The following is a 26,371-nucleotide window of genomic DNA, read 5'->3' as shown; positions in this document are numbered from 1 at the left end:
TTCTTGTTTTCGAACAAGATGGACCAAACACAATCAAAAAAATTCAATTTGGAATCGGCTCACACATCGTAAACGCAACGAAATCCAATGTGGGAAGTGCTGCTGGCGCCCGCCACGCCAATGCGGGCAGCCGGCCTGTAACGCAAACAGTATTCAGCAGCGCACAAGTGCGAACCACCTTTGAGGGCAAACAAAGTTTGTGCATCTTGAGCAGGACTGCACGAACAACAGTTCGCCGCTTCACTGAATGTTGAAGCAGTCCATTCCCACGCGTTACCAATCATGTCAAACAGGCCATAGCCATTGGCGGGAAATTGCCCAACAGCCACGGTGGCGGGTGCGTCGCCCAGCGTGTAGTACCAAGGAAATGCACCCTGCCACACCTGTGCCATGCGCTGGCCCTCCGGTGCAAATTCTTCTCCCCAGGCGAACTGTGTTCCTTGCAATCCACCACAAGCTGCAAACTCCCATTCAGTTTCGCTGGGCAGGCGCCCACCCGCCCACGCGGCGTATGCCTTGGCATCTTCCAAAGCGATGTGAACCACAGGGTGTTGATCAAAATCGATGGGCAATTCAACACCTGGCCGTGGGTTGCGCCAGCAGGCGCCCTGCACCGCCTTCCACCACAGGCTGGGGTTTTTCAAGGGAACGGGATGGGGGGCCATCAAAAACACATGAGAGTGTCCGGATCTTTCAGCCCATGTGCAGTAGGCAGTGTCCTTCACAAACGCCGCGAAATCAGAATTGAGCACCGGGTAAACATCGATGTCGAACGCATCCACAGACACCAGTCGCTGTGGTCGTTCCTCTGCGTAATGGCGATCTGATCCCATCAAGAATTCGCCACCCGCAATGCGTGCAGTCGATCTAAACATTCAAATTCATATTGCTCAAAAACCGCAGCATTTCGACTGGATTGATTTTACTGGTGTCCACATCAATAGTTACCTTTCCCAAAATTCCCTGAAAAGGATTTGGGCCGGTGTAACGGCTTGATACTTGATTGCCCAAATCGGCCCCAAGGGTGAACCCATCGTAACTGGTTGAAAACAGGATCCGCTTGAATGTGTGTTTGGCCACCTGCTGACCATTCACATACAGCATGCCTTCGCCGTCAAAGGGGCGCCCAGTCATGCGCTGCTGGTAACTGATCTTTAGTTTTCCTTCAGGCAACACTGCAGCTGACTCAATTCGTTCCACATAAGGCACAAGGCTTTGTTCATAACAGAGTTTGCCATTTTCAATGTACAAAACCCAGCCAGCATATTTGGCACCTTGCGCCACCAATACGCCATCACCAGCAGCATTGCTGCGCTCGCATTCCAGCTCAATGGTGTGCGACAAACCACACACGATGGGCGCCACGTCCCTGGCCAATCGTTCTATGGGTGGGTGAAAATCCCATCGAGCGCGCAAACCCTTTTCCTGTCGGTCTTGAACAAGGCGAAGCACCAGGTTTCGATCGTCAAGCGGCAGCACATTGTATTGCACTGCCGCCTGCAACCATTTGTTTTTCAAACGTTCAACGACTTCCGGAAATTGTGTAGACAGGTCAACACCCTCGGCAGGATCGGTACTCAAATCATAAAGTTCCCAGACATCCTCTTCGAATGGTTTGCCCCGTGTGTGCCTTGCCACGGCACGCCAATTGTTTTCACGATACGCTCGATTTCCCCCCAACTCAAAATACTGTTCGGTGCGGGTTGGGCTGTCCGGCTTGCTGAACGTGGCCAGAACGCTTTGTCCTTCTACCGGTTTCAGCGGCATTCCCTTGTAAACACTAGGGCGCTCTATGCCCACAGCTTCAAGCAAGGTGGGAAACAGGTCCACCACATGGACAAAGTTATTCCGTATTTCGCCCTTTGCAGAAATGCCCGTGGGCCAATTCACAATCAAGGGGTCCGCAACACCACCCAGGTGAGCGTACTGCTTGTACATCTTGAATGGAGTGTTTGACGCGCTGGCCCAGCCCATGGGGTAATGGGGAAACGTGCCCTCTTCGCCCAGAATGTCGTACAGCTTGGTCGCTTCCTCCACCGGAATCGAGCGCCCAAATGCAGGGGCGAATACATTCGGCGTCCCAGTTGGCGTGCCTTCAGGCGAACCGCCGTTGTCTGAAAACAAAACAACTATTGTGTTTTCACGCACACCGATGTCATCAAGGCTTTGCAACAACCGCGCGATGTTCGCATCCATATTACTCATGAGTCCCGCATACACTTCCATGTAGCGCGCGGTGATTTTCTTGTGGCCTTCGGGTAGCTGTTCCCAGTTGTTTGAACCGAATGAAAGCGGCGGCAACTCCACGGTGTCGGGCATGATGCCAAGTGCCTTCTGACGAGCAAGCCGTTCCGCACGCACAACGTCCCATCCCTTGTCATATTGCCCCTTGTAAGCATCGCGTTCACGCGCACGGGCCTGTAAAGGAGAATGTGGGCCGGGGTAGGCCAAGTGCAAATAAAAGGGTTTGCCGGGTTCCAGTGCTTGCTGAGTTCGAATGTAGGTGATGGCACGGTCAGTTAAATCATCACAAACAAAATAATCGGGCGTGTTGGGTGGCTCGACGGGCGCAACGCCGTCGAACAGTTCAGACGGCTTGAAATAATCGGTGGAATGGCCCTGAAACCAGTAGGCACGATCAAAACCCCTTTGGGTGGGCCAGTTGTCGTATGGCCCATTGGCGCCAGTGGTGTGGGCGTTGTTCAAATGCCATTTGCCACTTAAGAACGTGGACCATCCTGCACCTTGCAACACTTCCGCCAGGGTGGCGGCCTCGTGGGTCAAATCGCCACGATAGCCAGGATAACCAGCGTCAATGTCGGCAAGCCAACCCATGCCCGCTGAATGATGATTCAAACCCGTTAGGAACGACGCTCGTGTTGGGGAACACATGGAGCAGGTCCGAAAATTTGTGTACTGCAAACCCTGCCTTGCCAGGCTATCGATGGCTGGTGTTTTGATCTCGCTGCCATAGCAACCCAGATCAGAAAACCCACAATCGTCCAGCATGACTACCACAATATTGGGCGAGCCTTCCTTGGCTTTGGGTTTGGCGTTGGTGGCGGGCCTTGAGTCCTGAAAGGACAAGGCCACCTGTGCAGGCTCACCCTGCGGCAGAGCCTTTGGGGTCATCAAGGAACGGGCTTTGTTATTGGCTACATGTGCGCCTGTGGCAGCAACGCCGGCAGTGGCTGCGCCAACGGCTAAGCCCGATAAAAATGCGCGTCTCTTCAAGCGCTTGGGGGACAAGCCTTCTTCTTGTTTCCCATTGTTGTAGTTGTCATCTTGCTGTGCCATGTTGGTCCCCAAATTTGAATTTGATGTGTCTTTTTTATCTTTATTAACTAGTGACACTATTTGTGTCACTATATACAAAACAATTTTGAATCACAAGGAATCCTGCTTATGACGATGCCGGAAATTTTGAAAGTTCATGGACTTGATCTTTCCTACTTCACGGGAAAGCTTGAGGCCTATCTGCGAAATAAGCAGATTCCTTATGAATTGATCGAGATGGACACGGGCGACTTCAAACGATGTGGCAAAGCCACCGGCGTGGCGCAAATGCCCCAGGTGGAGTGGGCCAATGGCCAATGGCTCAGCGACACCACACTGATCATCGAATTTTTCGAGAATTTATTGCCACAAACTCCCATCATGCCGCCACACGCAGCGATGCATTTCATCGCACAACTACTGGAAGATTTCGGCGATGAATGGCTGTGGCGGCCTGCGCTGTATTACCGCTGGGCCCATGCGCAAGACGCAAGGCTTATGAGCCACCGATTAGCCAATGGGATGATGCGCGATGTGCCACTGCCCTGGTTTGCACGGCGCTGGGCCATTTTGAACAGGCAGCGGTTTCATTTTTTGTGGATGGATGGTGTAAGGCCAAATACCGCAAAACGCGTTCAAGCCCACTACATTGAAACACTCGATGCGCTGGAACAAATTTTAAACAGGCAGCCCTTCATCTTGGGCCAACGTCCCACCTTGGCTGACTACGGTCTGTACGGCAGCATGTTCCGGCACTTCTTCTGCGACCCAACACCCGCGCAAATCATGCGCACGCGTGCGCCAGCCGTTCATGAATGGGTTGCCCGCATGTGGAACACCCGAATCGCAGACTACAGCAATGCTGAATTTCAGGCTGCACCAGCGGACAACCTCGAACCACTAATAAACATTGTTTGTTCAGAGTTCATTCCTTACATGCAGGCCAATGAGCAAGCCATCGAAGAACAACGACGGCATTTTGAGTTCAACAGCAAAGGAACATTGTTCAAACTACCAGCCCAACGCTACCGCGCGTGGAGATATCAGCGCTTGCGATTCCGGTACGCTGTACTGCCCAGCATAGTCAAGGCAGAACTAGGCACGTATTTTCCCGAACTGGGCACGGCATTGTTCAAGCCTGTAACATCACCCATCGCAGCAAGAATCGAAAGCTTGCCCATTACCAACCCCGCAACAATGACAAGCAGAACATGGTAAAAATCGATGGCCGCACCACACGCGGACAGGAAAACAAAAAGCAGATTGTTCAAGCGCTGATCGAATTGATCCGCGAAGGACATGTGGCACCCACAGCTGAAATGGTTTCAGCCCGAGCAGGTGTTGGCCTGCGCACGGTCTTCAGGCATTTCAAAGACATGGAAACCCTGTACAGGGAAATGACCACCGAAGTCGACGCCATTGTTGCGCCTGTCTTGGCAACACCCGTTCAAGGAAGCACCACAAAAGAAAAGCTGATGCATTCGATCGAGCGGCGGGCCGACATGTTTGAACAACTTGCGCCACTGCAAGCCGCAAGCCTTGTGCACCTGCATGAGTCGGAATTTTTGCGCACTCGACAAGCCCAGGCCATTGATTTACAGAGATACCTGCTGCGTGCCTTCTTGCCGACTGAAGTGGTCAAGGACAAACTGCTGTTTGAGGCACTTGACCTGGTCATGAGTTTCGAAAGTTGGCTTCGGCTTAGACGCGATCAAAAACTGAGCTTCAATCAAGCCAAGAAGGTATTACAACGCAGTGTTGAACAACTTTTGAAATAAGCGAGCCAGGATGCTTTAAAAAATCCGGTCCAGCAAAGCGTCGAACTGCGCAATACCCTGTTCGCGCCCAAGCAAACCGTCTCGAATAAGCTGACGAACCCCCCAGAACGACAAGATCACCATCCACACTTGCGCTGTGGCTGCCGCTTCATCCAAGGCCAGTGTTTTACGAAGCGTCGGAACCCAAAGTTTAAGCACCACATCACGAATGCCCAATCGAATCGTTTCAAGTTCTGGGGAATTCAATCCAGAGCCTGCAATCAACTGCCACAAGGCATCGCCTTTGCCCACAGGCATGTCCAAAGAAACAAGCACTGCGGATCGAATGGCCAGTTTCAGATCATCTGGATGATTGGAAATCGCTTGGGCAGTACCTTGCATTGTGTCTGTGAAAATTACCCATGCCGTTGCGCCCAACAGGCTTTCCAGGTTGGGAAAATGTTGATACACCAGTTGGCGGCTTACGCCTGCTTTTTCAGCAAGTGCACTCATGTTCAATACGCCCCACCCGGCCTGCTCAACCAGTTGAGCAGCACTGAGCAGCAAGGCCTTTTTACGATCGTCTTTGCCCAGATAAGGACGCTTTTCTGTGATGTTGGCTGTGTTCATTTGATCCTGGTACTGCTGTGAAACCCCATGAAGTGTGACACACTTTTTGCAAAGTTGACATAGTGTAAATTTTAATGTTTTAATCGCTTACTAGAACCCCTAAATGGGTCAATATGAGACAGAACTACACACTTTACGGCTGGCACTTGTCTTACTTCACGGGCAAAGCCATTTGCTATCTGCGATACAAACAAGTAGAGCACACGCTGAAACCCGTCAACCTGTTCACCTTGACGCGGACCATCAAGAAAAAAACAGGTGCGGCAGTCATGCCCGTTCTGAAAACTGCGTCGGGCGAGTGGATTCAAGACACCAGTGAAATAATCGACTACATCGAGTCGCTTCATCATGAAAACCCGGTGACACCCAATACACCTGTGCAAGAATTTGCGTCCATGTTGCTTGAAGCATGGGGCGATGAATGGTGGGTACCCATCGCCATGCACACCCGATGGAGCTATCCGGAAAACTTTGCCTTGTTCGAGCATGATGCTGGTAAAGCACTCCTGCCCTGGGCACCCCGATTTTTACAAAGAAAAGTGGCGCAACGCCCAGCCAACATGCTTCGCAGCATGTTGCCTTATGTGGGCATTGTTCCCGAGCAACATTCCACTATGAACGAATGGACCGAGCACATGCTCGATGCACTTGATCGCCATTTTCAAACCTTTCCGTTCCTGTTGGGCAACAAACCAAGCCTGGGTGATTTTGGCCTGGTGGGCACCATGTATGGGCACCTAGCCCGCGACCCTTGGCCAAAGCGTGAATTAATTGCACCCCGCACCCATTTGGCGGCGTGGATTGAGCGCATGAAAAACCCCGCCATGTTCGCTGGCGAAATGCTGATACCCAATGACGGAATTCCCGACACATTGGGCCCAGTGTTTCATTCCATTTTCAATGAGTTCATTCCAATGGTGGTGCAAGTGGGTGACATGGCCACGCAGTACGCCAAGGAAAATGGATTGAACAAGCGATTGCCTCGCCGACTTGGCGACGTTTGCACAACCATGGGCGGCAAGCCCTTCAAGCGCGGTGCACTTCCCTACATGATTTGGATGATTCAGCGTGCACTGGACTGCTACACCCACATGGCCGACAGCGACAAACATGACGTGCGTGTCTGGCTGCGAACTCACAAAGCTGAACACCTGCTGAACATGAATTTGCCCCGCGTTGAACGCAGGGCCCTTACAGTGGCAGTCACAGCGCTACCCAAACAACACATGGAGAATTTGGCTTGAGCAAATCAGTAGTGATCACAGGGGCCTCATCAGGAATTGGCAAGGCGCTTGCCCTTGAATTTGCAAAACGCGGCTACCGGCTGGGTCTTGCAGCTCGGCGGTTCGACAAACTTGAGGCATTGCGTGCAGAAATCAACTCGATGCCCGGCTGCATCAATTTGCAGATTGAAATCATTGAACTCGATGTGAATGAAACTGACAAAGTTGGGCCTGCACTGCGCACGTTATTCAACGACTTGAAGAAAGTTGATGTGGTAATTGTGAATGCTGGTGTTAACAAACTGACTGGTGTGGGCAAGGGTCAGCTGGCCGATGAACTGGGTTTGATGCAAACAAACTTGCTGGGCGCGATCGCGACTGTGAATGCAGCAGTAGAGTGGTTCAAACAAGCCGGTGGCGGCCATGTGGTGGGCATATCCTCGCTGGCATCGCTTACCCCCATTCCAAAACAAGCCGCATATTGCGCCACGAAGGCGGGCTTTTCAATGTACCTGGATGCCGCGGCCATTGAGCTAAAAAAATACAAAATCAACTTCACGAAAATTTTACCCGGCTTTGTAAAAACTGACATTGTCGATGACATGGACAAATTTCCTTTCCTGGTATCCGCTGAAAAGGCGGCAAAGGAAATGGCCAACCACATTGAAAAGGGACACAGCTTGGGCGTGGTACCTGGCTACCCCTGGAAGCTGTTGAAACCATTATTGGCGAACATGCCCACCGGCGTGTGGCGCTACATGAAATAAACGCCACATGAATACTTCACATGCCGCGTTTGGCTTTCTGGTAGTGGCCGCCCTGATTGGTTTGCTTGAATGGCGCAGCGTTGAGTCGACAGGTCGCAATGAACTGATCATCACTGATGCGCAGCGTGCATTTGTGCGTGAACAGGTGCTGCAAACCCGTGCTCAGGACCAGAACAACGCAAATTACGAACAGGCCATGGCTTTGTACATTGATGAAGAAATTCTTTATCGGGAAGGCTTGAAGCTGGGCCTTGAGAAGGACGATCTAATCGTAAAACGCCGCGTTGTTCAAAAAATGCGGTTTTTGCTGGAGGACATGACCCCTGTTGCAACACCCACAGAGGCACAGCTTCAAACATGGCTGGATCAGAATCCTGAGCGCTATCAAACCGAGCAATCCATTCAATTTCAACATCATTTTTTTAGTAGGGGAAAACGCGGTGATGAATCAATTTATCACGCAGAGACCGCACTGATCGACTTAAGCGCCAGCAAAGAAATCGTTTCTGACCCGTTTCCTTTGCGAACAAGCGAAGCGCTGTTAAGTCGCGATCAGGTCATCAAAGAATTCGGAAACAAAGCCGCATCGATTTTGTTCGAATTGCCTATTGGACAATGGTCAAATCCTGTGCAGTCCGCTCTGGGAGTCCACCTTTTTAAAGTGGATGAAAGAAATGAAGGTCGAATCATGACACTGCAAGAGGCAGGCACTCAGCTGATGTCTGATTTAATCGCTGCACAGCGCGAGGCAGTCAACGACGCAGGCTTGGCGGCTTTGCGAGCCACTTACACAATTAAGGATGGCCCGTGAAAATCTTTGCCTTCCTGCTTGCGTTCATTCTTATCTTGAAACTGGATTTGCCCATTGGCGTACAAAGTGCTCACGCCCATGAGATGGGCACTTCGGCGCTGATTGTGCAGGAAACAGCGAGCGGAACAGGATTATTTGTCTTTAAAAGAACAGTGGGCGCCGATGGCAAAGTACCTCCCATCGACTTCAAGTTTGAACCCGCCTGTGAACTGCGCAATGTAAATATCGAATGGGAAGGCGATACCGAAGTTATTCAACGCGGCAATTTCTTTTGTTCAGCGTTATTGAATGCCCATCATGTTGCGGCCGACGGTTTCACACGCCTTGCACCTGAACTAATTGTTCTGGCCACGCCCCTGAATGCAAACCGCATTCACGCAGTGTTAACGCCAAATTCGGGCAGTATTTCCTTAAACACCGAAGCGAACAACACCCCCGCACTTCAATACCTCATCGTTGGAATTGAACACATTGTGTTTGGTTGGGATCATGTGCTGTTTGTGACTGGCCTGTATCTGTTGTGGCGAAAGCGCGAGCAAAGCGTGAAACAACTACTGGGTCAGTTCACACTTTTTACGGTGGGGCACAGCTTGACTTTGGCCATGTTGGTGTTGGGCTGGATAGCCGTACCCACTCGCGCCATTGAAGCCTGGATTGCACTGAGTGTATTGTGGCTGGCCTGGGAATTGATTCGAAAAGAAACGGTACCAACATCAAACTGGCCGCATCTGCTTCTGATAGCAGCGTTTGGCCTTCTTCATGGTTCAGGATTCGCGCTTTCAATGGAAGAACGCGGTTTTCCTGACCAAGCACTTCTAAGCACGCTGTTGCTGTTTAATTTGGGCATAGAGCTCGGTCAGTTGTGGATAGTCACCCTGCTGGCAAGCACCTTCGCATTGCTTGAAAAAGCCCATTTCCCAACGTTCACTCGATTGGCGCAGAACGTGCTGACTCTGAGCATTGGCGGTGCTGCATTGTACTGGACCATTGAAAGGATCCACAGCTATGTTTAATTCGTATCAACGATGGCCACTTTTGGTTTCAGTGCTGATCACTTTTGGGCTTTTGGGATGTTCTGGTTCCGGAGAGGGTGAAGTTGTGCAGAACGGCGGGCCCAATACTGTGACCCCAGCCGAACGACCTGATGATGTGGAATGCCTGGGCAGCAGTGTAAGGAAACAGGCATTTTTTGGTGACCTACACATTCACACCAAACTGTCGTTCGACGCTTATTTCTTCAATTCCATCAATGGACCACGCGAGGCCTACCAATTCGCCAAAGGCGAAAACGCGTTCCTCCCGTCGGGCGAAGACCCTGACATGCCCATGCGACAAATCAACATCGGCCGTCCACTTGATTTTGCTGCGGTCACCGAGCACGCTGAGCAATTGGGAACCTTCTCCAATATTTGTGAACTTCAAGGAAACCTGCCTGCGGGCACAAACCCGGCGTGTGGTGTGCTCGGCCAAGTAATCCGCGACAATGTCTCTGTTTTCATCACGGGCAATGTTCCTCTTTATCTGCAAGTGGTGACCGGTGCGGGCAGCCTGGTACCCAGCACACGTACTTGGGAAGAAATTCAATCCATTGCCAATGCAGAAAATCAGCCCTGCAAATTCACTACTTTCAATGGCTATGAGTTCTCATCCAACAAGGGTGGGCAGGTACTCCATCGCAATGTGATATTCGAAGGTACCAAGGTGCCCGCCGACGTGATCAGTTCAACCCCCCTGATACCGACCACCGACAACACAAATGATGAGTGGGGATTGTTTGATCGATTAAAAACAGAATGCCTGGACGTGGATGGCTGTGATGTAGTCACCATTCCGCACAGCACCAATCAAAGCGATGGGCGTTTTGCCCGCGCACGCCAAGCCGACACAGGACTGCCACTGGCGCGTAACAACGCAACCTTGACAGCGGCAGACGCAACACTTCGAAACACTTTTGATCGCCTTTTTGAAATTGTTCAGCACAAAGGTGCCAGCGAATGCATCACCGGTTTTAATCAAGGCCTCACAGGCGGGGAAGAATCGGGCTGCGGTTTTGAAGAATGGAAAACCCTGTGCAAGGGAAATGCTGACGACCCCGCCGAATGCGCCAGGGTATGCACAGGCAAGGCCACTGACCCACTATTTTGCCAAGTAAACAGCAACCAAGGCCAGGGCAAAAGCATTCACGCAGTTGAACAATGCACCGGCAGCAACATTGGTGGATCCACCCCAGCAGACTGCACCACCCCACTGGACTACGCACGCAATGTGCTACCGGAGGGCAGCTTCATTCAGCGCAAACTGGGTGTGAATCCGTATCAGTATGGCTTTATTGGATCAAGCGACACACACAACGGTATTGCGGGCAACACTGACAAAAACAAATTCGCGAAAAACTCCGGCCACGGTGGCGTGCTAGATGATGAACCCAATGAAGCACTGGGCAATTGGGAATGCAAGCAACCGCCCTTGCCCACCGACTCGATCACAGGCTTCAAATTGCCATTCAGTACCGAATCTGCGGCTGACCCGAACAACTGCGCAGATCGCGTATTCAATCCGGTTGCATCCAACTTCACACCGGGTGGACTGGCTGGTGTGTGGGCACGAGAAAACACAAGAAAAGAAATTTTCGCGGCCTTAAAGCGTCGGGAAACATTCGCTACATCAGGGTCACGCATGCGAATTCGAACACTGGCTTCGAGCGAACCTTTTCCTGCGAATATTTGTGAACAATTGGCTTCCGGGGCAAGCCCGATTGAAGAAGGCTTGATGAGTGGCGTTCCAATGGGCGGCACACTGACAGTGAATAACCGCGGCCCCTACATTGTGGCGTATGCCCTTCAAGACCCGGGCGGCGAAGAAGCCGGTATTCCTTTGCAAAGGCTGGAATTAATCAAGACCTGGGCTGACACCCAAGGTAATTTGAAACAGCAGGTATTAAAGCTGGCGGAGAATGCCAACGCCCCGCAACCGAATTCCGACTGCAGCCTGCAACAAAAAGGTCCGGAGCAAATGTGCGCGGTTTTTCATGACACGCAGTTCAATGCTGCGACGGGCGCAAGCTATTTCGCTCGGGCACTGGAAAACAATTCCTGCCGCTGGACCACAAAAATGTGCGCCGACAAAGGCGTGCAATGTGCGGCGCTGCAACCAGGCAATGGATTGTTTTCCGCACAAAGCGGTTTTGCAGGGTTTGAAGGCTGCTGTCGCATTGAAGGCGAGCCCGGCAGCTTCCGGGGCGATTTCCGCTTCATTACTCAGCAAGAACGCGCCTGGAGTTCTCCCATTTGGGTTGAAAGCAGCATTCAATAAAAAGGAAATAACACCATGAAAAAACTGCTGACTGGCGCGGTGATATTCATCGCGTTGGGTGCTTCGATTGCCTACATTCAACGCACCAACATCGCCTTGACACTGGTTGAGAAAATCGCCACGCAGCGCATGCAGAATCCGCTGGATGGCTTGGCCGATGGTTTGCACGTAGGCCTGTGTGGTACTGGCTCGCCCTTCCCCGACCCCGACCGCGCAGCGCCCTGCACCATCGTGATTGCTGGCAAGGACATGTTTTTGTTCGATGCAGGCAGTGCCGCTGCCAAACAGATTTCCACCATGCAATTTTCAACCGGACAGTTGAAGGGCGTGTTCATTACGCATTTTCATTCCGACCACATTGATGGCCTGGGCGAAGTGCTGATGACACGCTGGGCGCAACACACCGAAGGCGAGCGCCTGACCGTGCACGGCCCCACCGGCGTTTCAGGGGTATTGAACGGTTTTAAGGCCGCTTATGAAGCCGACAACGGATACCGCACGGCACACCACGGCGAAGCCACCATGCCCCCTGAATTGGCTGGTGCTGATGTGAATGAATTCAGTGTGCAAAAAGGCAGTTACACCACAGTGCTGCAACAAGGCGATTTACGGGTTGAGGCCTTTGCCGTGAACCACCAGCCCATCAACCCAGCTGTGGGCTACCGAATAGCCTACAAAGGCCGCACCGTTGTGCTAAGTGGCGACACCACTTCCGATGAACAGGTGAAAGACGCCGCGACAGGCGCAGACCTGTTGATTCATGAGGCCCTGAGCCCGGAACTGGTGGCTGCACTTCAAGAAACAGCGTTGAAGAACAACCGAAGCAAGCTGGCCAAGATTTTCTCCGACATACCCAACTACCACGCCAGCCCAATGGATGTGGCCGTGCTGGCTCAAGAAGCGCAGGTTGGGCATGTGGTGCTTAGCCACATTGTACCGCCCCTGCCCCTGGCGCCCTTGCGGGAAATCTTTCTGGGCAAGGCACCAGAAATGTTCAAAGGCCCCTTTCGCATTGGTGAAGACGGCGATTTCATCACCCTGCCCGCCGGCAGCAAAGAGGTGATTTACAGCCAACGATAAAACTTTTTCCCAATTCGACAAGATTTCTTGTTACATTTGAAAAAAATGAGAATTGGAGACAAGCAATGGCAGCATCAACCTTTGACGTCGTCATCACGGGCGGACGTTATTTTGACGGCACGGGTGGTCCATCGGCGATTCGCCACATAGGAATTAAAGACGGTCGAATTGCAGCCGTCAGCGACTCGCCTTTGCAATACGAGGGCGCGCCCAAAGTAATTGATGCTGCGGGCCATTGGGTCACCCCCGGTTTTCTGGACACGCACACCCACTATGATGCAGAAATGATTGTGGCGCCCAGCCTGTCGGAATCGGTGCGGCATGGCGTGACCACCGTGCTGGTGGGCAGTTGTTCGTTGAGCATGATTTGCAGCGAAGCCGAGGATGCTTCCGATATTTTCACGCGTGTAGAAACTGTGCCCCGCGAGAAAGTGCTCCCAATTCTGCAAGAGAAAAAAACCTGGAACACGCCGCGCCAGTGGGTCGAGTTTGTGCAAAAGCAACCCTTGGGCCCAAACCTGATTTCATTTTTGGGTCACAGCGATTTGCGCGTGGGCACCATGGGGCTGCTCGATTCAACTGACCGGAAAATCAAGCCCACTGAAGCCCAAATGCAGAAAATGGAAGCCACCCTGACCGAAGCGCTTGACGCCGGTTTTCTGGGCCTTTCAACCATGTGCCTGAAATGGGACAAAATTGATGGCGACCGGGCCTGGTCGAAGAGCCTGCCCAGTACCTACGCACGTTGGAGCGAACTTCGCCGCCTGAACAAGATTCTGCGCAAGTATCGCCGCGTGCACCAAGGCGCACCCAACGCAGCCAACCCGCTGCAGATTTTTGAATACCTGATTGAAACCTTGGGCTGGATACGTAAGCCACTGAAAACCACATTGATTGCACTGATCGATTTGAAGGGCAACAAAACAGTTCGGCCCATGGCGCAAATTTCAAGCAAGGTGGTGAACTGGCTGGGTGGTGCATTCCGCTGGCAGCTTCTGCCGACACCTTTCACCGTGTATGCAGACGGTATTGATGTGGTGTTTTTCGAAGAATTTGGTGCCGGCGAAATGGCCCTTGATTTGCGCACGCAAATTGAGCGAAACAGCCTGCTGCAAAACGAAGACTATCGCCGCCAGTTCCGCAAGTTTTACGGGCAGAAGTTAAGCCCGCGGGTGTGGCAACGCGATTTTGGCGATGCGGTTATTTTGGAATGCCCTGATGCAAATTTGGTGGGCAAAAACTTTGATGAAGTGGCCCGAGCTCGCAAGGTTCACGTGGTCGATTTGTTCCTGGACTTGGTGGTGCAATTTGGCCGCCAGCTTCGCTGGTACACCACAGTGGGTAACCACAAGCGTGAAGTAATTCGTGAACTGGTTCAAGACAAAAACACCCTGATCACTTTCAGCGACGCGGGTGCGCACATTCGCAACATGGCCTTCTACAACCTGCCCTTGCGCTTCCTGAAGCTGATTCAGGAAACCATTGATGAACACCAACCCATCATGAGCATGGAACATGCTGTGTGGCGCTTGACTGGCGAGCAGGCCGACTGGCTGGGGATTGAAGCTGGAAAAATTCGCGTGGGCGACCGCGCTGATGTGGTGGTGCTGAATCCCGATGCCTTGAACCAAAATCTTGAACAGGTTAGCTGGGGCGAAATGGAGAACTTTGGATTGCAACGCTTGGTGAACAGAAACCCGGGTGTAGTGAAACACGTATTGATTAATGGCAAGATAGCAGTCGAGAACGAGGCTGTGATGCCCGCGCTCGGTAAAGAAATGGGCTTCGGGCAATTCCTGCCTGCAAGAACCTGAACACAGTAAAAACCATCAAATCCACGGAGAAGTACGATGATTGGATATGTAACACTGGGTACCAACGACCTGCCAAAAAGTGGTGAATATTTTGACAAACTGCTGGCACCACTGGGTGCAAAGCGGGTGCTGGACCTGCCTCACGGTATTTTCTGGGGCACCAGTTTGGCTGAGCCATTTCTGGGTTTGATGAAGCCTGCAAACGGCAATGCCGCGAATGTGGGCAATGGCACCATGGTCGCCATCGCCGCCAAAGACCGAGCGCAGGTGGACGCCTTCTATGCACACGCCAAAGAAAACGGCTGCAGCTGTGAAGGCGCACCCGGCGAACGCATGCCTGGTTTCTATGCGGCCTACTTCCGTACGCCAGACGGTCACAAAATGAACATTTTCAAAATGGGCTGATGAATTGAATACCCAACTGAATTCGATTGATTTAAACGATGACGAGTTTGTGGGCATCGAAGAAGTGCCCGCACCTTGGACCCTGAACGGAAAAGGTTTGATTGTGGTGCTGCGCAGCAAGGCGGATAAACTGTTGGCTGACCAGCGTATTCCACTGGACATCCGCGACACGTTGAAAACGCCTGTCAGCGTATTAATGTATGTGGACTACACACATTCCAACGCTGGGCCCTACAAGGAATTGCTCTACATTCCGGGTACGGCTCAATTCAGCAACAAGCTGGGTAACAAACGTTTGCTGACCATCAGCAACATTGTGGTGAGCAGCGCCAGCAGTGTGAAAAATGGTCGAATCAACTGGGGCATTCCTAAAAACCTGTGCAGCTTTGACCTTGCGCTGGGTCCAAACAATACTCAGGTAGTCAGCCTGCATCACGAAGGCGTGCCGCAATTTGAGCTTGCTTATCGGGGAAAGGGATTCACCTTCCCGATCAACACTGGCTTGGTACCTGGTTTCATGAAAACACTTGGCCAGCGCTGGGGCGGCAAAGAATTCATGTACAGCCCCAGTGCCAAAGGCAAGGCGCGTTTCGCAAACGTGCATGTATTGCAGAATTTGGGGAATGCATTTCCAGACCTGGAGATTGCAGATGTGTTGACCGCACTTGAAATTACCCAATTCCAAATGACCTTTCCCCTTGCGGAAATTGCGTAAAAACTCCATGCGCGGAGGGCACTGCGCAAGGAGTTTTTGGTTTTCAGTTAGCGATCAAACAAAGGTTGTAAATCCGCTTTTTGGCCAATGCCCGATTGCAAGGCCAACATCAACAAAATGCGCGCTTTCTGTGGCGACAAATCATCTGCCATAACTGCACCTGCATCGAAGGTGGTTTTACCACCACCCACAAAGCCGTAGTTGGCCATCACGCGGCCTTGGTGCACACGGGTTGAAATAACCACCGGAACATTTTTCGACAAGGCATATTGCACTGCTTCGAACATCGGCACATTCATATTGCCCATGCCCAGCGCCTGCACCACGATGCCCTTCACTCCACGGTCTACGGCATTGCGCAACCCTGCACCTGTGGCACCGCCATACATCGCGATGATTTCAACTTCAGGCATCGGGCCATTGACTAGTTGGAATGTTTGGCGACGCAAAGGCGTGGTGGCATACACAACACGGTCTGGGTACACCTCACCAATCAAACCAAAAGCACCACTTTGAAATGTTTCAACATTCTGGGTGTGTGTTTTTGTGACATATCGCGCTGCGTTGATCTGGTTGTTCATGGCCAGCATCACACCCTTGTTTTTCGACTGTGGGTCAACAGCGATTCGTACCGCATTCAACAAATTGCGTGGGCCATCAAAGTCAGAAGACGATGCATTGCGTTGCGCACCGATCAATACAACAGGTTTATCGGAGCCCACAGTCAGGTCAAGCCAATAAGCAGTTTCTTCCAGCGTGTCAGTACCATGAGAAACAATCACACCTGCCACTTCCGGGCGGGCCAGCGCAGCCTTGACTTCTTGGGTCAGTTGCACCCAGCGGGGCGGGTCCATGTAATCGGAAGGTACGTTCGACAGGCTTTTTACCTGGATGTTGGCGTACTTGCCCACATCTGGCACGGTTGCAAGCAGATCTTCGCCAGAAATGGCCGGCACTGGCGCATTTTTCACTGGATCAATTTTCATGGCAATGGTGCCACCCGTGGCCAAGAACTGCACCACCGGCTTTTCTTGAGCATGCGCAGCGACAGAGGTGGTCAGCAAGGCTGACACCAACAAGGTTTTGAATTTCATCACAATCTCCTTTTAATTATGGAAGAGCAAGGCTGGCCATGTAACTTTTGAAAGCTCCATGGCGAATACCTCCATACTTAGAACGCATCAAGCAAGGGACCGTATGACAAGCAGCTTGAACTACCTTAAACAAGCTGGCCTCTGGGCACTGTTTGGCACCTTCGGTGCGCCAGGACTTGCCCATGCTAAAACCTGCGCCTGGACCAGCCCCGCAGAAAGAATGATTGTCGCGGAGCTTTACACATCGCAGGGTTGCAGCAGTTGCCCACCCGCTGATCGCTGGTTAAGCAAACAACTGGTAAGCGCAGAACGTTCATCACGAATTTTGGCTTTGTCATTTCATGTGGATTACTGGAATTACATTGGTTGGGCAGACCCGTATTCAAACAAACAGTATTCAGAACGGCAGTACGCCCACAAACGCGTGGGCAACATTGGCCAAGTCTACACACCCCAGTTTGTGTTCTCAAACCAGGAGGTTCGACGGTGGAGCCAAGCCAGTGTTATTCCACAACGTTTGGAAGCCATGAAACAAGACACATCGCCTTTGGCCCTTCACGCCAGCTTGGAACGAAAATCACCAAACTCGGTCGAAATCAGTGTGAAAACAAGCTGGTTGGATGATCGCTACAAAAAAGGACGAATGTGGCTTGCTTTGTATGAAGACAATTTGAGTCAGCAGGTAAACGCAGGAGAAAACAATGGGGAAACACTGCGCCATGATCGCGTTGTGCGTTATTTCAGTAAACCCGAAATGGTTTCAACCGACAAGCCAACCCATGTTTTTCGATACACAATTCCCGCGGACTGGAATCAAGAAAATGTAGGAATTGGCGTGATAGTTGACAACAATGAATCCAATACAGTATTGCAAGCATTGAATGCACCGAAGGCCCTTGGCCTTTGCCAGTAAATCAGGAAAGGAAACACACCATGAAACGTCGCACACTATTGGCCGGAATTGCAGCACTGGGTGCGGGTCTTTACATCGCAAAACCCATGAGTTCAATTGCCAGCATGAACAAACTGAAAAAATCAGAGGCCGAATGGCTGAAAATCATCAACAAAGACCAATACAACGTCTTGTTTAAAGAGGCCACTGAACGTCCTTTTTCCAGCCCTTTGAATGATGAGAAACGCAAGGGAACCTATGTTTGCGCGGCGTGCAACCTGCCCTTGTTCCCGTCACAATACAAATACGACAGCGGCACAGGCTGGCCCAGCTTTTTCGATGCCAACAAAGGCAGTTTGAACACCAAAACAGATTACAAGCTGATTTTGCCGCGCACTGAATACCACTGCAGCAATTGTGGTGGGCATCAGGGCCACGTATTCGATGATGGCCCTGCTCCCACTGGAAAACGGTATTGCAACAATGGACTGGCACTGGCTTTCGTGCCTGAAGGCCAAGCCATACCCGCGATTCGCAAAGCTTAAAACCATAGAAGCAACAAGCAGGACTTATCTCATGAAATTGAAAGCAACAATTGCCATCTCACTCGGACTGCTGGCTACAACAACGGTACAGGCGGAAACAAAAACTGCTGTATTCGCTGGTGGGTGTTTTTGGTGCACCGAAGCCGACTTTGACAAAGTGCCCGGTGTACTAAAAACCATTTCCGGTTATGCGGGTGGACAATACAAAGACCCGGATTACAAGGTGGTTAGCGCCGGGCGCACCGATCACACTGAAGCGGTCGAGGTTACTTACGACGACACCAAGGTTAGTTACAGCCAACTGGTGGAGTATTTCTGGAAAACCATTGACCCCACAGTGAAGGACAGGCAATTCTGCGACAGCGGAAAACACTACCGCAGTGGGTTCTACTATTTGAACGAGGAACAGAAAACGATTGCGGAGGCCAGCAAGGCGAAACTGCAGGCCAGCGGGAAATTCAAAATGATTTACACCGAGGTGGCGCCGGTTGTGAAGTTCTACCCCGCCGAAGAATATCACCAGGATTACTACAAGAAAAACCCGATTCGCTATGGTTATTACCGCAATGGCTGTGGCCGCGACAAGCGCCTTGAGGAGTTGTGGGGCCCCAAGGCGGCTAGATAAACAACAGAATACTGGGTCAGAAAGTCAGGCCTTTGAATTTTTCTCGAAGTTCAGACTTCTGTACCTTGCCGGTGGCACCAATCGGCAAGGAATCCACAAATTCGACATCATCGGGAATGTGCATTTTGGTGATTCGGCCTTCGTAGAATTTCAGCAGATCTGCCTTGCTTACCTCTGCACCGGGTCGTTTCACCACAATCAACAAGGGCCGTTCATTCCACTTTTCATGCGGTATTGCAATAACGGCAGACTGCAACACTGCCGGGTGCGACATTGCAATGTTTTCAAGGTCGATTGAGCTGATCCATTCCCCACCCGATTTGATCACGTCTTTCGTGCGGTCGGTGATTTGCATGAGTCCGTCGGGCGCCATCCGAGCCACATCACCTGTGGCGAACCAACGCTTTCCTGTCACATCATGACTAAAGGCTTTTGCACCGTCGCCGCCGTAATATTCGCTCAACACCCAATGTCCGCGAACATGTAACTCCCCGCTTTGCTCAAAATCCCAAGGCAACTCAGCGCCATCTTCTGAAAGCAGTTTCATGTCCACGCCAAAAATGGTGCGGCCTTGCTTGGCGACAATTTCGTATTGTTCTTGTTTGGGCAAATCGCGCTCATCGCCGCTTAACTTTGAAACAGTACCCAGTGGCGACATTTCCGTACTACCCCAGCCTTGCATCAACTCCACACCCATTTCATCAAAGGCTTGAATCAAACTGACGGGCACGGCCGAACCACCCACCAATGAACGCTTTAGCGTGCTGAATTCCAACTTGTTTTGCTTCATGTGGTTGATCAGCCCCAACCAAATGGTGGGCACACCCGCCGCTACGGTCACCTTTTCGTTTTCAAGCAAGCTGTAGATGGACGGCCCATCCAGTTGCGGGCCGGGCATGACCAGCTTGCAGCCGGTCATGAGCGCTGCATAAGGCAAACCCCATGCGTTCACATGAAACATGGGAACCACTGGCAACACCGTATCTTTGCGCGTCAATGCGATCGCATCTGCGCAGTTGGACATCATGGCGTGCAACATGGTCGACCGGTGCGAATACAAAATACCTTTGGGGTTCCCGGTGGTTCCCGATGTGTAGCACAGCGTGCACGCAGAGTTTTCATCAAATTCTGGCCACACGTAGTTGCTGCTTTGAACGTTCAACAGGGCTTCATAATTCAACAAACGTGGCACTGGCGATTCGGCAGGCATTTTGTCTTCATCAATCAACAGCACCCAGTTTTTTACACTTGGGCAATGTGGCGCAATCGCCTTGATCAATGGCGAAAAAGTAAGGTCGAAAAAAATTGTGGTGTCTTGTGCATGATTGATGATGTAGATCAACTGCTGGGGGGTGTAACGGGGGTTTAGTGTGTGGGTTACTGCGCCCATGCCAGCCACAGCATAATAAATTTCAATGTGTCGGTGGCTGTTCCACGCAATGGTGGCGATGTTCTCGCCCTGCCCCACACCCAAACCATGAAGCGCGTTCGCCAACTGACGGGTACGCGCAGCCATGGCCTTAAAAGTAATTCGATGAAGGTCACCTTCAACGCGGCGGCTAACAATTTCCTGCCCACCGTGGAATCGTTCAGCATGTACCAAAATGGACGAAAGCAACATGTCTTGCTTCATCATCAAACCGGGTTTCAACATCTTTTTTATCTCCTCTCTTGTTGAATTAACTTTTTTTTAAAGTGTAACCCAGAGAAGCGGAGTTGCATGCCTATTCGGCCAGCCTGCTTGTGAATGCGGCTTTCCAGATGAACCAGATTATCAGAGCTTGCAATGGCAAGCGCAAATAAAGAAGTGCCACTGGAATATTAGAAAACTGATCTGGATTCATGGCCATGTGAATATTGGCTGGCAGCACTGCCATGCACAAAGCAATCAGGCCCCAGCCGGCCCATTTGCGAGTGCGTTCGATCAGTATGCCAATGCCACCGAGTATTTCAAACACACCACTCACCTTCACCAATGCATCCGGATCGCTCAAATACGGGGGCACTATGCTGCTGAAAAATTCCAGCAATACAAAATGCAAGATTCCTGCACCAACGAAAAATACGGAAACGATCAGTACCGGGAGGGGAGGCCAACGCATTAAACTTCGAACCACACAAAAGCGTAATTGGTGTTTTCGTGGCGACGATACACAAAGCGAGTACTCAGGCTGTTGACCAAGGGCAAGCCAAGCCCGCCAGTAGGAATTTCAGATTCCACTTCGGTGTCAAAATCGTAGTCGTGTTCACGCGCTGAATCAAGCAACCAGGCCGGCATTTCAGAACCTGCGTCCACAATGACAAAAAGAACAAAGCCTTGCACAGACAATGCCAATAACTCAAATGTGGCGTCGCTTCCCATGCCGCCATGACGACACACATTGCTTGCCAACTCGAACAACACAAGCGGTGCACTGGCCAACGACTCGGAGTCAATCGACCAATGTGCCAAGGAGTGTTCGATTTTTTCAATCATTTCAGGCACCACATCGATTTGATTGGGTATCACGATTCGGAATGCGTGATGTGCCTCCACTGGTTCTTGCAATGCAACAGCAAGATTCATGCAGACTTGTTGAAGGTGCAACGCAGCCATGTGTTCCACTTCGAGTGCAACGTAGTGACCCAACTGAAAAATCAGCATGGATTGATCTTCAACCAACAAGTCAGAGGCACCCGACAATTGCTCTAGCTGTGCAATCACCTCTCTGCATTCCAGACTAAGGGTGGTACTGACAAAAGCGAGCGGATTCTCGTAAACGCCTCCATTTAATGCGGCATTGGCACTCGATGCTGGTGGCAATACAAACAAACGATCACCAGGGTTCATGGTGAAAATAACATCCTGATATTGACTGTCAACTGACACGCCCAAGCTTGAGCCATAGGCACCCAATTGCTCAATTTGTCCCTTGGCTCGTGACAGAAGGTGCAAGGGATACCCGGCATGCGCTACACGACCAGTCCGGTTTGAGGGATCAATCAAACCGTAACAAAGTGCACAGGTTTCACCTTGAAGGTCACTTTGCAGCAACTGGGAATTCAACTCACGCAAAATTGTGGAAGGTGAAAACTGATCGCCCATGTATTGACTCAGGGCCGATGTTCTATCAAAGGCCGCGTTGGTCAGTTGCCTGTAAAGTGACAGACCCCGCGTGGCCCCCACCAAACCTTCACCCTCTGAGGTCAAATGGAAATAAGCAACACAACCGTCTGCCATCACCATGACATTCATGTAATGGTTCGACAAAAGCCCTGCTGGCTTAAAGAACAGCTCAAACTGCAACTCGCTTTGTTCTTCGAGCGGTGCTGGCAAATTTTCCAACTGCATGGCGGCAATCCGCTGAAGATCTTTTTCAATGTCTGCGCGCAACTCGCTTGCTGACTCACTTTCTTGAACAATAGACCGATGAATGGTGGCCAACTTCAAACCCGTGTTCAACCGCGTGTAAATTTCCCGGGGCGAGTAATCTGAGTGGGTGCAACAGTCTGCGCCTGCACGCAAGGCCGCTGACAGTCCTTCGGCATTCGACGCATTGGACAAAACCAACACGTAAATACCAGGGTTTAAACCACTTCGAATTGCAGACAAAAATCTTTCATCGATTGGGTGAATGTTTTGCAGATCAATTAGCAGGAAGGCATAAAAGCTTTTTTGGCAAGCCTCGATGCAACTCTCACGACTTTGCTTTTGTTCAGGCAAATACCCCCACTCATTCAACCAAGGCATCAAATTTTGCGGCGACTTTCCGTCATGCAGCAGCAATACTGGGCTCAGTTCCTTGCGTGTCAGAAACTTGAATTCCGGAACTAATTCCTGAAGCTTTGCAGACTCATCAGTTTCGGTCTCTTGTTCATCGCCCGTTTCCTTGTCAGCGGAATTCTCTTCAATCAGATCGTCATCGCCCTTGTTTCGCCACTGCAATCCCAAAAGAGTCGAGTCGTCTTCGTACAAGCGATCGGTAATTTTTCCACTGACCCAATGGGTCAATCCAGTTTGTACTGCATCAATTTGCTGCGAAAGAGTTTTATGCGCTCCCTCTTGGATCAGGTGGGCAACCCCATCGATTTCGAGTTCAGTGTCTTGTGCATCCCTAATCTGCGTCAATCCGTCTGAGCAGACAAACAAGCGCATGCCTGCTTCAAGCTTGTGGCTGTAATCTTCGTAACTGTCATCCTCGATCACACCAATCGGAAATGACGGTTGTCCGAGTTGCGACAGTTCTCCATCAAGAGCCTGAATCCAGGGCATCGGGCTTCCCGCCATGGACACGGTGACTTGCCCCGTGTGCAGATTAAACAAGCCGTAAAACATGGAAAAGAAAACTTCGTTGCCCGGACGCATTTGAAAACGGCGGTTCATCAGCCCCAGCACTTCGGCGGGCCTGCGCACCCGGTGCCCGTAGCCGCCGGACAACGATTCCAGCAAGATACCTTCTTTGGGATTTGCCGACAAAAGATGAGACAAGTCCATGACGCGCAGTGCGGACGGCACACCGTGCCCCACCACGTCCAGTACATAAAAGGCGACGAATTGGTCGTCAAGTTGGAACACATCGAACAAATCGCCCGACACAAAAACTTTGGGAATCCACAAATAATCAACTTTCAAGCCCTGAACAAGCGACCGCCGCTTGGGCAAACGAGATCGCTGAAAGCTCGACATGGCCCGCATGTCGCGGTACAAGTGTTGCAAGGAAACAGGCAAGTCAGCACGCGTGGAGTAGTAAGATTTTTGCCGCGAAACCGACTGGTACGCACTGGCAATGCGTGCTGAAAAAGCAGGTTTACTCAGCGGTTTGCTCAGGTGCTCATCGGCACCAGATTCCAGTGCACGGATGGTAAAAGTCTCTGAGTCATCGGAGGAAAGCAATAAAAAATAAACAAAAAATTCCAGTTTCGCGGCCCGCACACGACTACACACTTCCATTCCATCGAGCTCGCCGACCTGTGAATCACAAACCACCAAATCCACTTGTTCACGCTCAATGTAATCGATCAGGTTGTCTTCGGAAGTGGCTTCCAACACCTGAAACCCGGCAAGCGCACACATCTTTCCAAGCGACAGGCGCTCAAGCAAACTGTCGTTGACAATCATGGCCTTCAAGGGGCGTTTCAGGCGTTGGTCAGCGTCGCTTTGAGCCAGGTTCTGCATTTACCAACGCGCCGGTGAATTTCTGACGTCCAAATGCAAGTGACTGCTGTACCGCCCAACACCGCCCGCAGGCATCTGGGTTGCAATCAACTCCAGTTGATCAAGCGTGGCGCCAAGCGGTTTGAAGTCCATTGCATGAAACTGGTTGTTGGCGTCGGGCAAGTGCAGGGAATGCTGGGCGGCACCTTCAATTCGGCGGTTGGTTTGCTGGGTTCGCAAACCTGATGTGACTGCGAACACAGTGTAAGCATGGTGTGTGTTCAGCGCTTCCTGCAATTGGGCTGCCCACACCAACAAAGTAAGGCTAGGCCAGCCGATCACGTTCCCAGCTTTGATGTCGCGCAGCATCCAGGCAGCGGCCCTGTAACCTTCGGGAGTCAACACATTGACCCGAACACGCTGGCCATCGCGTTGAAGGTCGAGCAACAGGGGGCTTGACGCAGGGGCGCCAGCCCAACTAAGTTTGGGCAACAGCGCACCTGTGCAAAAGGCAGCCAGCAATTTGCGCCTTAATCCAAAGTCTGATTTGGCCCCTACTTTGTGCATGTCATGCTGACCACTTGAATTGCTGAAAGGCCCAGAAGTGTATTGCACCTCACGACCAAAGTGCCATCGGTCGAAGAATTGGAATTGTCGACAGACAAGGATTGCCCACTGGCCAAGCTTGGATAGGCAAAGTTGCACTGATTGCCGTTTCCAATACCTAAAGTGCCAGCAGCAGCCACATTATTTACACTGCCAGCAGCACAAGCCGGCCCAGCGCCAGCGGCAGGCGGGGTAGTTCCGCCGCCTCCAGCGGGGGCTGCAGGTGGTGGCGGAGCTGGAGGCGACACTGACTCAAGTCGAACACCCGCTACACCCGCGGGGTAAGGCTGGCCGTTCACTGTAATTGATGGGTGGGCCACACTGGCCGAATTTGGAATTGAAAACGCGCCGCCCGATGCAACCAGGCTGCCGTTGGCCACAACGCGTGCGAAGCCATCGCCACCGATTCGGGACAACAGCGCACTGATTGCTACCCCGTCGTACTCACCGCGCGTGGCGTCGTGCCCGGCGTCAAGAATTGGGTCGCGAATGTAGACGTAGCCGCTAACCACGCAAGTTCCCAAGGTGCAACCAGCCGGAAGAACACTCAGTTGGGTCACAAACGGGCTTCTGTTCAATGTTGCATTGCCGTTAAACTGGGCAGGCAACATCTGTAAATTCTGTAGTTCAGCAATTGTGGGCCTCAAGGGAACAGCCACACCTGCTATCGCAGTCCCGTTCACCAAAGCCGTTCCATGAGCACTCATGTAGCTCTCAAGCGCTGATTTAACCTGTAGCAGTTGGTCTGCCTGAACCTTCCCACTCATTTGCGTGGATTCGGTCAAGGTCGATCGGAACACAGCAAAGGCCACCAATGCGGAAATAATCAGTGCCAAAGTAATTTCGATCAGTGTGAAGCCTTCAGCCACACGCCTGTTTCTCATGTAAAACACTATTTTTGTCATGATCAAGCCTAAAAACGCCAAGAATTTCCCGATGCGACGCGCACCGGGAAGTTCTTATCTTGCATCAAACAATCAGATGCGATCAAAAACAAAATAAATTGTGCCTGTGGCGGTAATGCCGTTACACGCAGCTGTTGCGTTAACTGCATTGATAACGCCTGTGGTGCTTACCAGTGAAGTGGTGTTGCCTGGGCCTGTTGTAACGGGCGCTGCATTGGAAATGAACATGCCAGTAGTGGCCTGAGCCAGTGAGGTGACCAGGTCATAGCACTGCTCGGGTGGAATACCGCCCCACGCCAGAGTTGCAAAGTTACCCGCTGTGGTTTCAGCCACCGCAACGTTGGTGCTGCCATAAAGAATTGGGCGCACGCCGTAGCTGTTGCCACCGGTTGCAATCGCCGCAGGAATCGTGCGTGAAACAATCGCTGGATCAGTTGCGTTGTTAGTACCTGTCAACGCTGTGAACTGATTGGTACGACCAAACTTTTGTTTGGCTTCAGCAATAATCTCAGTGATTACGATGGTGTTTTCACGCACTTCATTTCGACGTGCGTTGTTTTGAAACGCGATAAAAGCCACAGCCGCAACCACGGCGGCGATGATCAATCCGATCGATACTTCGATCAATGTGATACCCATTTCCTGTTTACGGGCCTGGAAGTTCTGTTGCATAGTTTTCATGATATTTCCTGTATTTCAAGTTTAAAAAAGTACTACACCCGTTTTATTGGGCCGTTTAAAAACAACATCAAAATCGTTCTTGAACAACGCGATCCAGAA

Annotated in this window: 24 protein-coding genes; 14 read left to right on the top strand and 10 right to left on the bottom strand. The window is 51.5% G+C overall.

The genetic code is table 11. The features are described 5' to 3' along the window. Positions 1-59: 59 nt before the first annotated feature. On the bottom strand, positions 60-875 hold the full coding sequence (locus NSP04_RS13375; RefSeq protein ID WP_257512852.1) for a formylglycine-generating enzyme family protein: 816 nt from the start codon (positions 873-875) through the stop codon (positions 60-62). After that, on the bottom strand, positions 868-3,297 hold the full coding sequence (locus NSP04_RS13370) for an arylsulfatase (RefSeq protein WP_257512851.1): 2,430 nt from the start codon (positions 3,295-3,297) through the stop codon (positions 868-870). Before NSP04_RS13370 ends, NSP04_RS13375 begins: the two co-directional genes overlap by 8 nt. 108 nt (positions 3,298-3,405) lie before the next feature. Between NSP04_RS13370 and NSP04_RS13365 the strand changes: the two genes are divergently transcribed. Both NSP04_RS13365 and NSP04_RS13360 read left to right on the top strand, forming a co-directional pair. Continuing rightward, a complete protein-coding gene (locus NSP04_RS13365; RefSeq protein ID WP_257512850.1) occupies positions 3,406-4,494 on the top strand; it encodes a glutathione S-transferase family protein in 1,089 nt (362 codons plus the stop codon). Continuing rightward, positions 4,488-5,054: a TetR/AcrR family transcriptional regulator gene (locus NSP04_RS13360; protein ID WP_257512849.1), complete on the top strand. Its 567-nt coding sequence runs from the start codon at positions 4,488-4,490 to the stop codon at positions 5,052-5,054. The genes NSP04_RS13365 and NSP04_RS13360 overlap by 7 nt, the downstream gene beginning before the upstream one ends. Positions 5,055-5,069: 15 nt before the next feature. Here NSP04_RS13360 and NSP04_RS13355 read toward each other — a convergent pair whose 3' ends face one another. Further along, positions 5,070-5,663 (bottom strand): TetR/AcrR family transcriptional regulator, encoded by a 594-nt coding sequence (locus NSP04_RS13355; RefSeq protein WP_257512848.1) that lies wholly within the window; start codon positions 5,661-5,663, stop codon positions 5,070-5,072. A 113-nt stretch (positions 5,664-5,776) separates the two neighbouring features. On the opposite strand from NSP04_RS13355, the gene NSP04_RS13350 reads away from it, so the two are divergent. The 9 genes from NSP04_RS13350 (at position 5,777) to NSP04_RS13310 (ending at position 15,790) form a co-directional block, all read left to right on the top strand. After that, positions 5,777-6,907, top strand: a complete 1,131-nt coding sequence (locus tag NSP04_RS13350) for a glutathione S-transferase family protein (protein ID WP_257512847.1) — start codon at positions 5,777-5,779, stop codon at positions 6,905-6,907. Then, on the top strand, positions 6,904-7,653 hold the full coding sequence (locus NSP04_RS13345) for an SDR family NAD(P)-dependent oxidoreductase (RefSeq protein ID WP_257512846.1): 750 nt from the start codon (positions 6,904-6,906) through the stop codon (positions 7,651-7,653). Before NSP04_RS13350 ends, NSP04_RS13345 begins: the two co-directional genes overlap by 4 nt. Before the next feature lie 7 nt (positions 7,654-7,660). Next, the gene (locus NSP04_RS13340) at positions 7,661-8,464 is read left to right on the top strand and encodes a peptidylprolyl isomerase (protein ID WP_257512845.1); all 804 of its coding nucleotides are present in this window, start codon (positions 7,661-7,663) and stop codon (positions 8,462-8,464) included. Continuing rightward, positions 8,461-9,477, top strand: a complete 1,017-nt coding sequence (locus NSP04_RS13335; RefSeq protein ID WP_257512844.1) for a HupE/UreJ family protein — start codon at positions 8,461-8,463, stop codon at positions 9,475-9,477. Before NSP04_RS13340 ends, NSP04_RS13335 begins: the two co-directional genes overlap by 4 nt. Then, positions 9,470-11,776 (top strand): DUF3604 domain-containing protein, encoded by a 2,307-nt coding sequence (locus tag NSP04_RS13330; RefSeq protein ID WP_257512843.1) that lies wholly within the window; start codon positions 9,470-9,472, stop codon positions 11,774-11,776. Before NSP04_RS13335 ends, NSP04_RS13330 begins: the two co-directional genes overlap by 8 nt. A gap of 15 nt (positions 11,777-11,791) precedes the next feature. Continuing rightward, a complete protein-coding gene (locus tag NSP04_RS13325) occupies positions 11,792-12,856 on the top strand; it encodes an MBL fold metallo-hydrolase (protein ID WP_257512842.1) in 1,065 nt (354 codons plus the stop codon). A 65-nt stretch (positions 12,857-12,921) separates the two neighbouring features. Then, a complete protein-coding gene (locus NSP04_RS13320) occupies positions 12,922-14,670 on the top strand; it encodes an N-acyl-D-amino-acid deacylase family protein (protein ID WP_257512841.1) in 1,749 nt (582 codons plus the stop codon). Positions 14,671-14,706: 36 nt separating this feature from the next. Then, entirely contained in the window at positions 14,707-15,075 is a 369-nt protein-coding gene (locus NSP04_RS13315) for a VOC family protein (protein WP_257512840.1), read from the top strand. Between the two features lie 4 nt (positions 15,076-15,079). After that, positions 15,080-15,790, top strand: a complete 711-nt coding sequence (locus NSP04_RS13310) for an acetoacetate decarboxylase family protein (protein WP_257512839.1) — start codon at positions 15,080-15,082, stop codon at positions 15,788-15,790. A 47-nt stretch (positions 15,791-15,837) separates the two neighbouring features. Here NSP04_RS13310 and NSP04_RS13305 read toward each other — a convergent pair whose 3' ends face one another. Beyond that, positions 15,838-16,884 carry an asparaginase gene (locus NSP04_RS13305; RefSeq protein ID WP_257512838.1) on the bottom strand — a complete coding sequence of 349 codons (1,047 nt, stop codon included), beginning with the start codon at positions 16,882-16,884 and terminating at the stop codon, positions 15,838-15,840. Between the two features lie 103 nt (positions 16,885-16,987). On the opposite strand from NSP04_RS13305, the gene NSP04_RS13300 reads away from it, so the two are divergent. From NSP04_RS13300 to msrA, 3 genes are read left to right on the top strand one after another with little or no spacing between them, the layout of a single operon-like run. Further along, complete coding sequence (locus NSP04_RS13300) at positions 16,988-17,797, top strand: DUF1223 domain-containing protein (protein ID WP_257512837.1); 810 nt, start codon at positions 16,988-16,990, stop codon at positions 17,795-17,797. A gap of 20 nt (positions 17,798-17,817) precedes the next feature. After that, positions 17,818-18,321 carry a peptide-methionine (R)-S-oxide reductase MsrB gene (gene msrB, locus NSP04_RS13295; RefSeq protein WP_257512836.1) on the top strand — a complete coding sequence of 168 codons (504 nt, stop codon included), beginning with the start codon at positions 17,818-17,820 and terminating at the stop codon, positions 18,319-18,321. 31 nt (positions 18,322-18,352) lie between these two features. Continuing rightward, on the top strand, positions 18,353-18,946 hold the full coding sequence (gene msrA / locus NSP04_RS13290) for a peptide-methionine (S)-S-oxide reductase MsrA (protein ID WP_257512835.1): 594 nt from the start codon (positions 18,353-18,355) through the stop codon (positions 18,944-18,946). A gap of 16 nt (positions 18,947-18,962) precedes the next feature. Here the strand turns inward: msrA and NSP04_RS13285 are convergent, their stop codons facing one another. The 6 genes from NSP04_RS13285 to NSP04_RS13260 form a co-directional block, all read right to left on the bottom strand. Next, positions 18,963-20,600: a 3-(methylthio)propionyl-CoA ligase gene (locus tag NSP04_RS13285; protein WP_257512834.1), complete on the bottom strand. Its 1,638-nt coding sequence runs from the start codon at positions 20,598-20,600 to the stop codon at positions 18,963-18,965. Between the two features lie 70 nt (positions 20,601-20,670). Then, positions 20,671-21,048, bottom strand: coding sequence for a DoxX family protein (locus tag NSP04_RS13280; RefSeq protein ID WP_257512833.1), 378 nt, complete (start codon positions 21,046-21,048; stop codon positions 20,671-20,673). Continuing rightward, positions 21,048-24,101 (bottom strand): ATP-binding SpoIIE family protein phosphatase, encoded by a 3,054-nt coding sequence (locus NSP04_RS13275; protein WP_257512832.1) that lies wholly within the window; start codon positions 24,099-24,101, stop codon positions 21,048-21,050. Before NSP04_RS13275 ends, NSP04_RS13280 begins: the two co-directional genes overlap by 1 nt. After that, the gene (locus tag NSP04_RS13270; protein ID WP_257512831.1) at positions 24,102-24,647 is read right to left on the bottom strand and encodes a YcbK family protein; all 546 of its coding nucleotides are present in this window, start codon (positions 24,645-24,647) and stop codon (positions 24,102-24,104) included. After that, a complete protein-coding gene (locus NSP04_RS13265) occupies positions 24,635-25,591 on the bottom strand; it encodes a type II secretion system protein (RefSeq protein WP_257512830.1) in 957 nt (318 codons plus the stop codon). Before NSP04_RS13265 ends, NSP04_RS13270 begins: the two co-directional genes overlap by 13 nt. Positions 25,592-25,663: 72 nt before the next feature. Next, positions 25,664-26,272 (bottom strand): hypothetical protein, encoded by a 609-nt coding sequence (locus NSP04_RS13260; protein ID WP_257512829.1) that lies wholly within the window; start codon positions 26,270-26,272, stop codon positions 25,664-25,666. Between the last annotated feature and the right edge of the window lie 99 nt (positions 26,273-26,371).

Origin of the sequence: Limnobacter parvus (genome assembly GCF_024623725.1) — a bacterium.
Classification (GTDB): Bacteria; Pseudomonadota; Gammaproteobacteria; order Burkholderiales; family Burkholderiaceae_B; genus Limnobacter; species Limnobacter parvus.
The sequence above is the reverse complement of the archived record's forward strand: the minus strand, read 5'-3'. Positions and strand labels throughout refer to the sequence as shown.

What these genes read in the sequence shown, in the direction of transcription:
- NSP04_RS13260 (WP_257512829.1), bottom strand. Translation starts at nt 26,272, where the DNA reads ATGAAAACTATGCAACAGAACTTCCAGGCCCGTAAACAGGAAATGGGT.
- NSP04_RS13270 (WP_257512831.1), bottom strand. Translation starts at nt 24,647, where the DNA reads ATGCACAAAGTAGGGGCCAAATCAGACTTTGGATTAAGGCGCAAATTG.
- NSP04_RS13285 (WP_257512834.1), bottom strand. Translation starts at nt 20,600, where the DNA reads ATGTTGAAACCCGGTTTGATGATGAAGCAAGACATGTTGCTTTCGTCC.
- NSP04_RS13300 (WP_257512837.1), top strand. Translation starts at nt 16,988, where the DNA reads ATGACAAGCAGCTTGAACTACCTTAAACAAGCTGGCCTCTGGGCACTG.
- NSP04_RS13350 (WP_257512847.1), top strand. Translation starts at nt 5,777, where the DNA reads ATGAGACAGAACTACACACTTTACGGCTGGCACTTGTCTTACTTCACG.
- NSP04_RS13280 (WP_257512833.1), bottom strand. Translation starts at nt 21,048, where the DNA reads ATGCGTTGGCCTCCCCTCCCGGTACTGATCGTTTCCGTATTTTTCGTT.
- msrB (WP_257512836.1), top strand. Translation starts at nt 17,818, where the DNA reads ATGAAACGTCGCACACTATTGGCCGGAATTGCAGCACTGGGTGCGGGT.
- NSP04_RS13365 (WP_257512850.1), top strand. Translation starts at nt 3,406, where the DNA reads ATGACGATGCCGGAAATTTTGAAAGTTCATGGACTTGATCTTTCCTAC.
- NSP04_RS13360 (WP_257512849.1), top strand. Translation starts at nt 4,488, where the DNA reads ATGGTAAAAATCGATGGCCGCACCACACGCGGACAGGAAAACAAAAAG.
- NSP04_RS13265 (WP_257512830.1), bottom strand. Translation starts at nt 25,591, where the DNA reads ATGACAAAAATAGTGTTTTACATGAGAAACAGGCGTGTGGCTGAAGGC.
- NSP04_RS13315 (WP_257512840.1), top strand. Translation starts at nt 14,707, where the DNA reads ATGATTGGATATGTAACACTGGGTACCAACGACCTGCCAAAAAGTGGT.
- NSP04_RS13330 (WP_257512843.1), top strand. Translation starts at nt 9,470, where the DNA reads ATGTTTAATTCGTATCAACGATGGCCACTTTTGGTTTCAGTGCTGATC.
- NSP04_RS13325 (WP_257512842.1), top strand. Translation starts at nt 11,792, where the DNA reads ATGAAAAAACTGCTGACTGGCGCGGTGATATTCATCGCGTTGGGTGCT.
- NSP04_RS13320 (WP_257512841.1), top strand. Translation starts at nt 12,922, where the DNA reads ATGGCAGCATCAACCTTTGACGTCGTCATCACGGGCGGACGTTATTTT.
- msrA (WP_257512835.1), top strand. Translation starts at nt 18,353, where the DNA reads ATGAAATTGAAAGCAACAATTGCCATCTCACTCGGACTGCTGGCTACA.
- NSP04_RS13355 (WP_257512848.1), bottom strand. Translation starts at nt 5,663, where the DNA reads ATGAACACAGCCAACATCACAGAAAAGCGTCCTTATCTGGGCAAAGAC.
- NSP04_RS13275 (WP_257512832.1), bottom strand. Translation starts at nt 24,101, where the DNA reads ATGCAGAACCTGGCTCAAAGCGACGCTGACCAACGCCTGAAACGCCCC.
- NSP04_RS13305 (WP_257512838.1), bottom strand. Translation starts at nt 16,884, where the DNA reads ATGAAATTCAAAACCTTGTTGGTGTCAGCCTTGCTGACCACCTCTGTC.
- NSP04_RS13375 (WP_257512852.1), bottom strand. Translation starts at nt 875, where the DNA reads ATGTTTAGATCGACTGCACGCATTGCGGGTGGCGAATTCTTGATGGGA.
- NSP04_RS13340 (WP_257512845.1), top strand. Translation starts at nt 7,661, where the DNA reads ATGAATACTTCACATGCCGCGTTTGGCTTTCTGGTAGTGGCCGCCCTG.
- NSP04_RS13370 (WP_257512851.1), bottom strand. Translation starts at nt 3,297, where the DNA reads ATGGCACAGCAAGATGACAACTACAACAATGGGAAACAAGAAGAAGGC.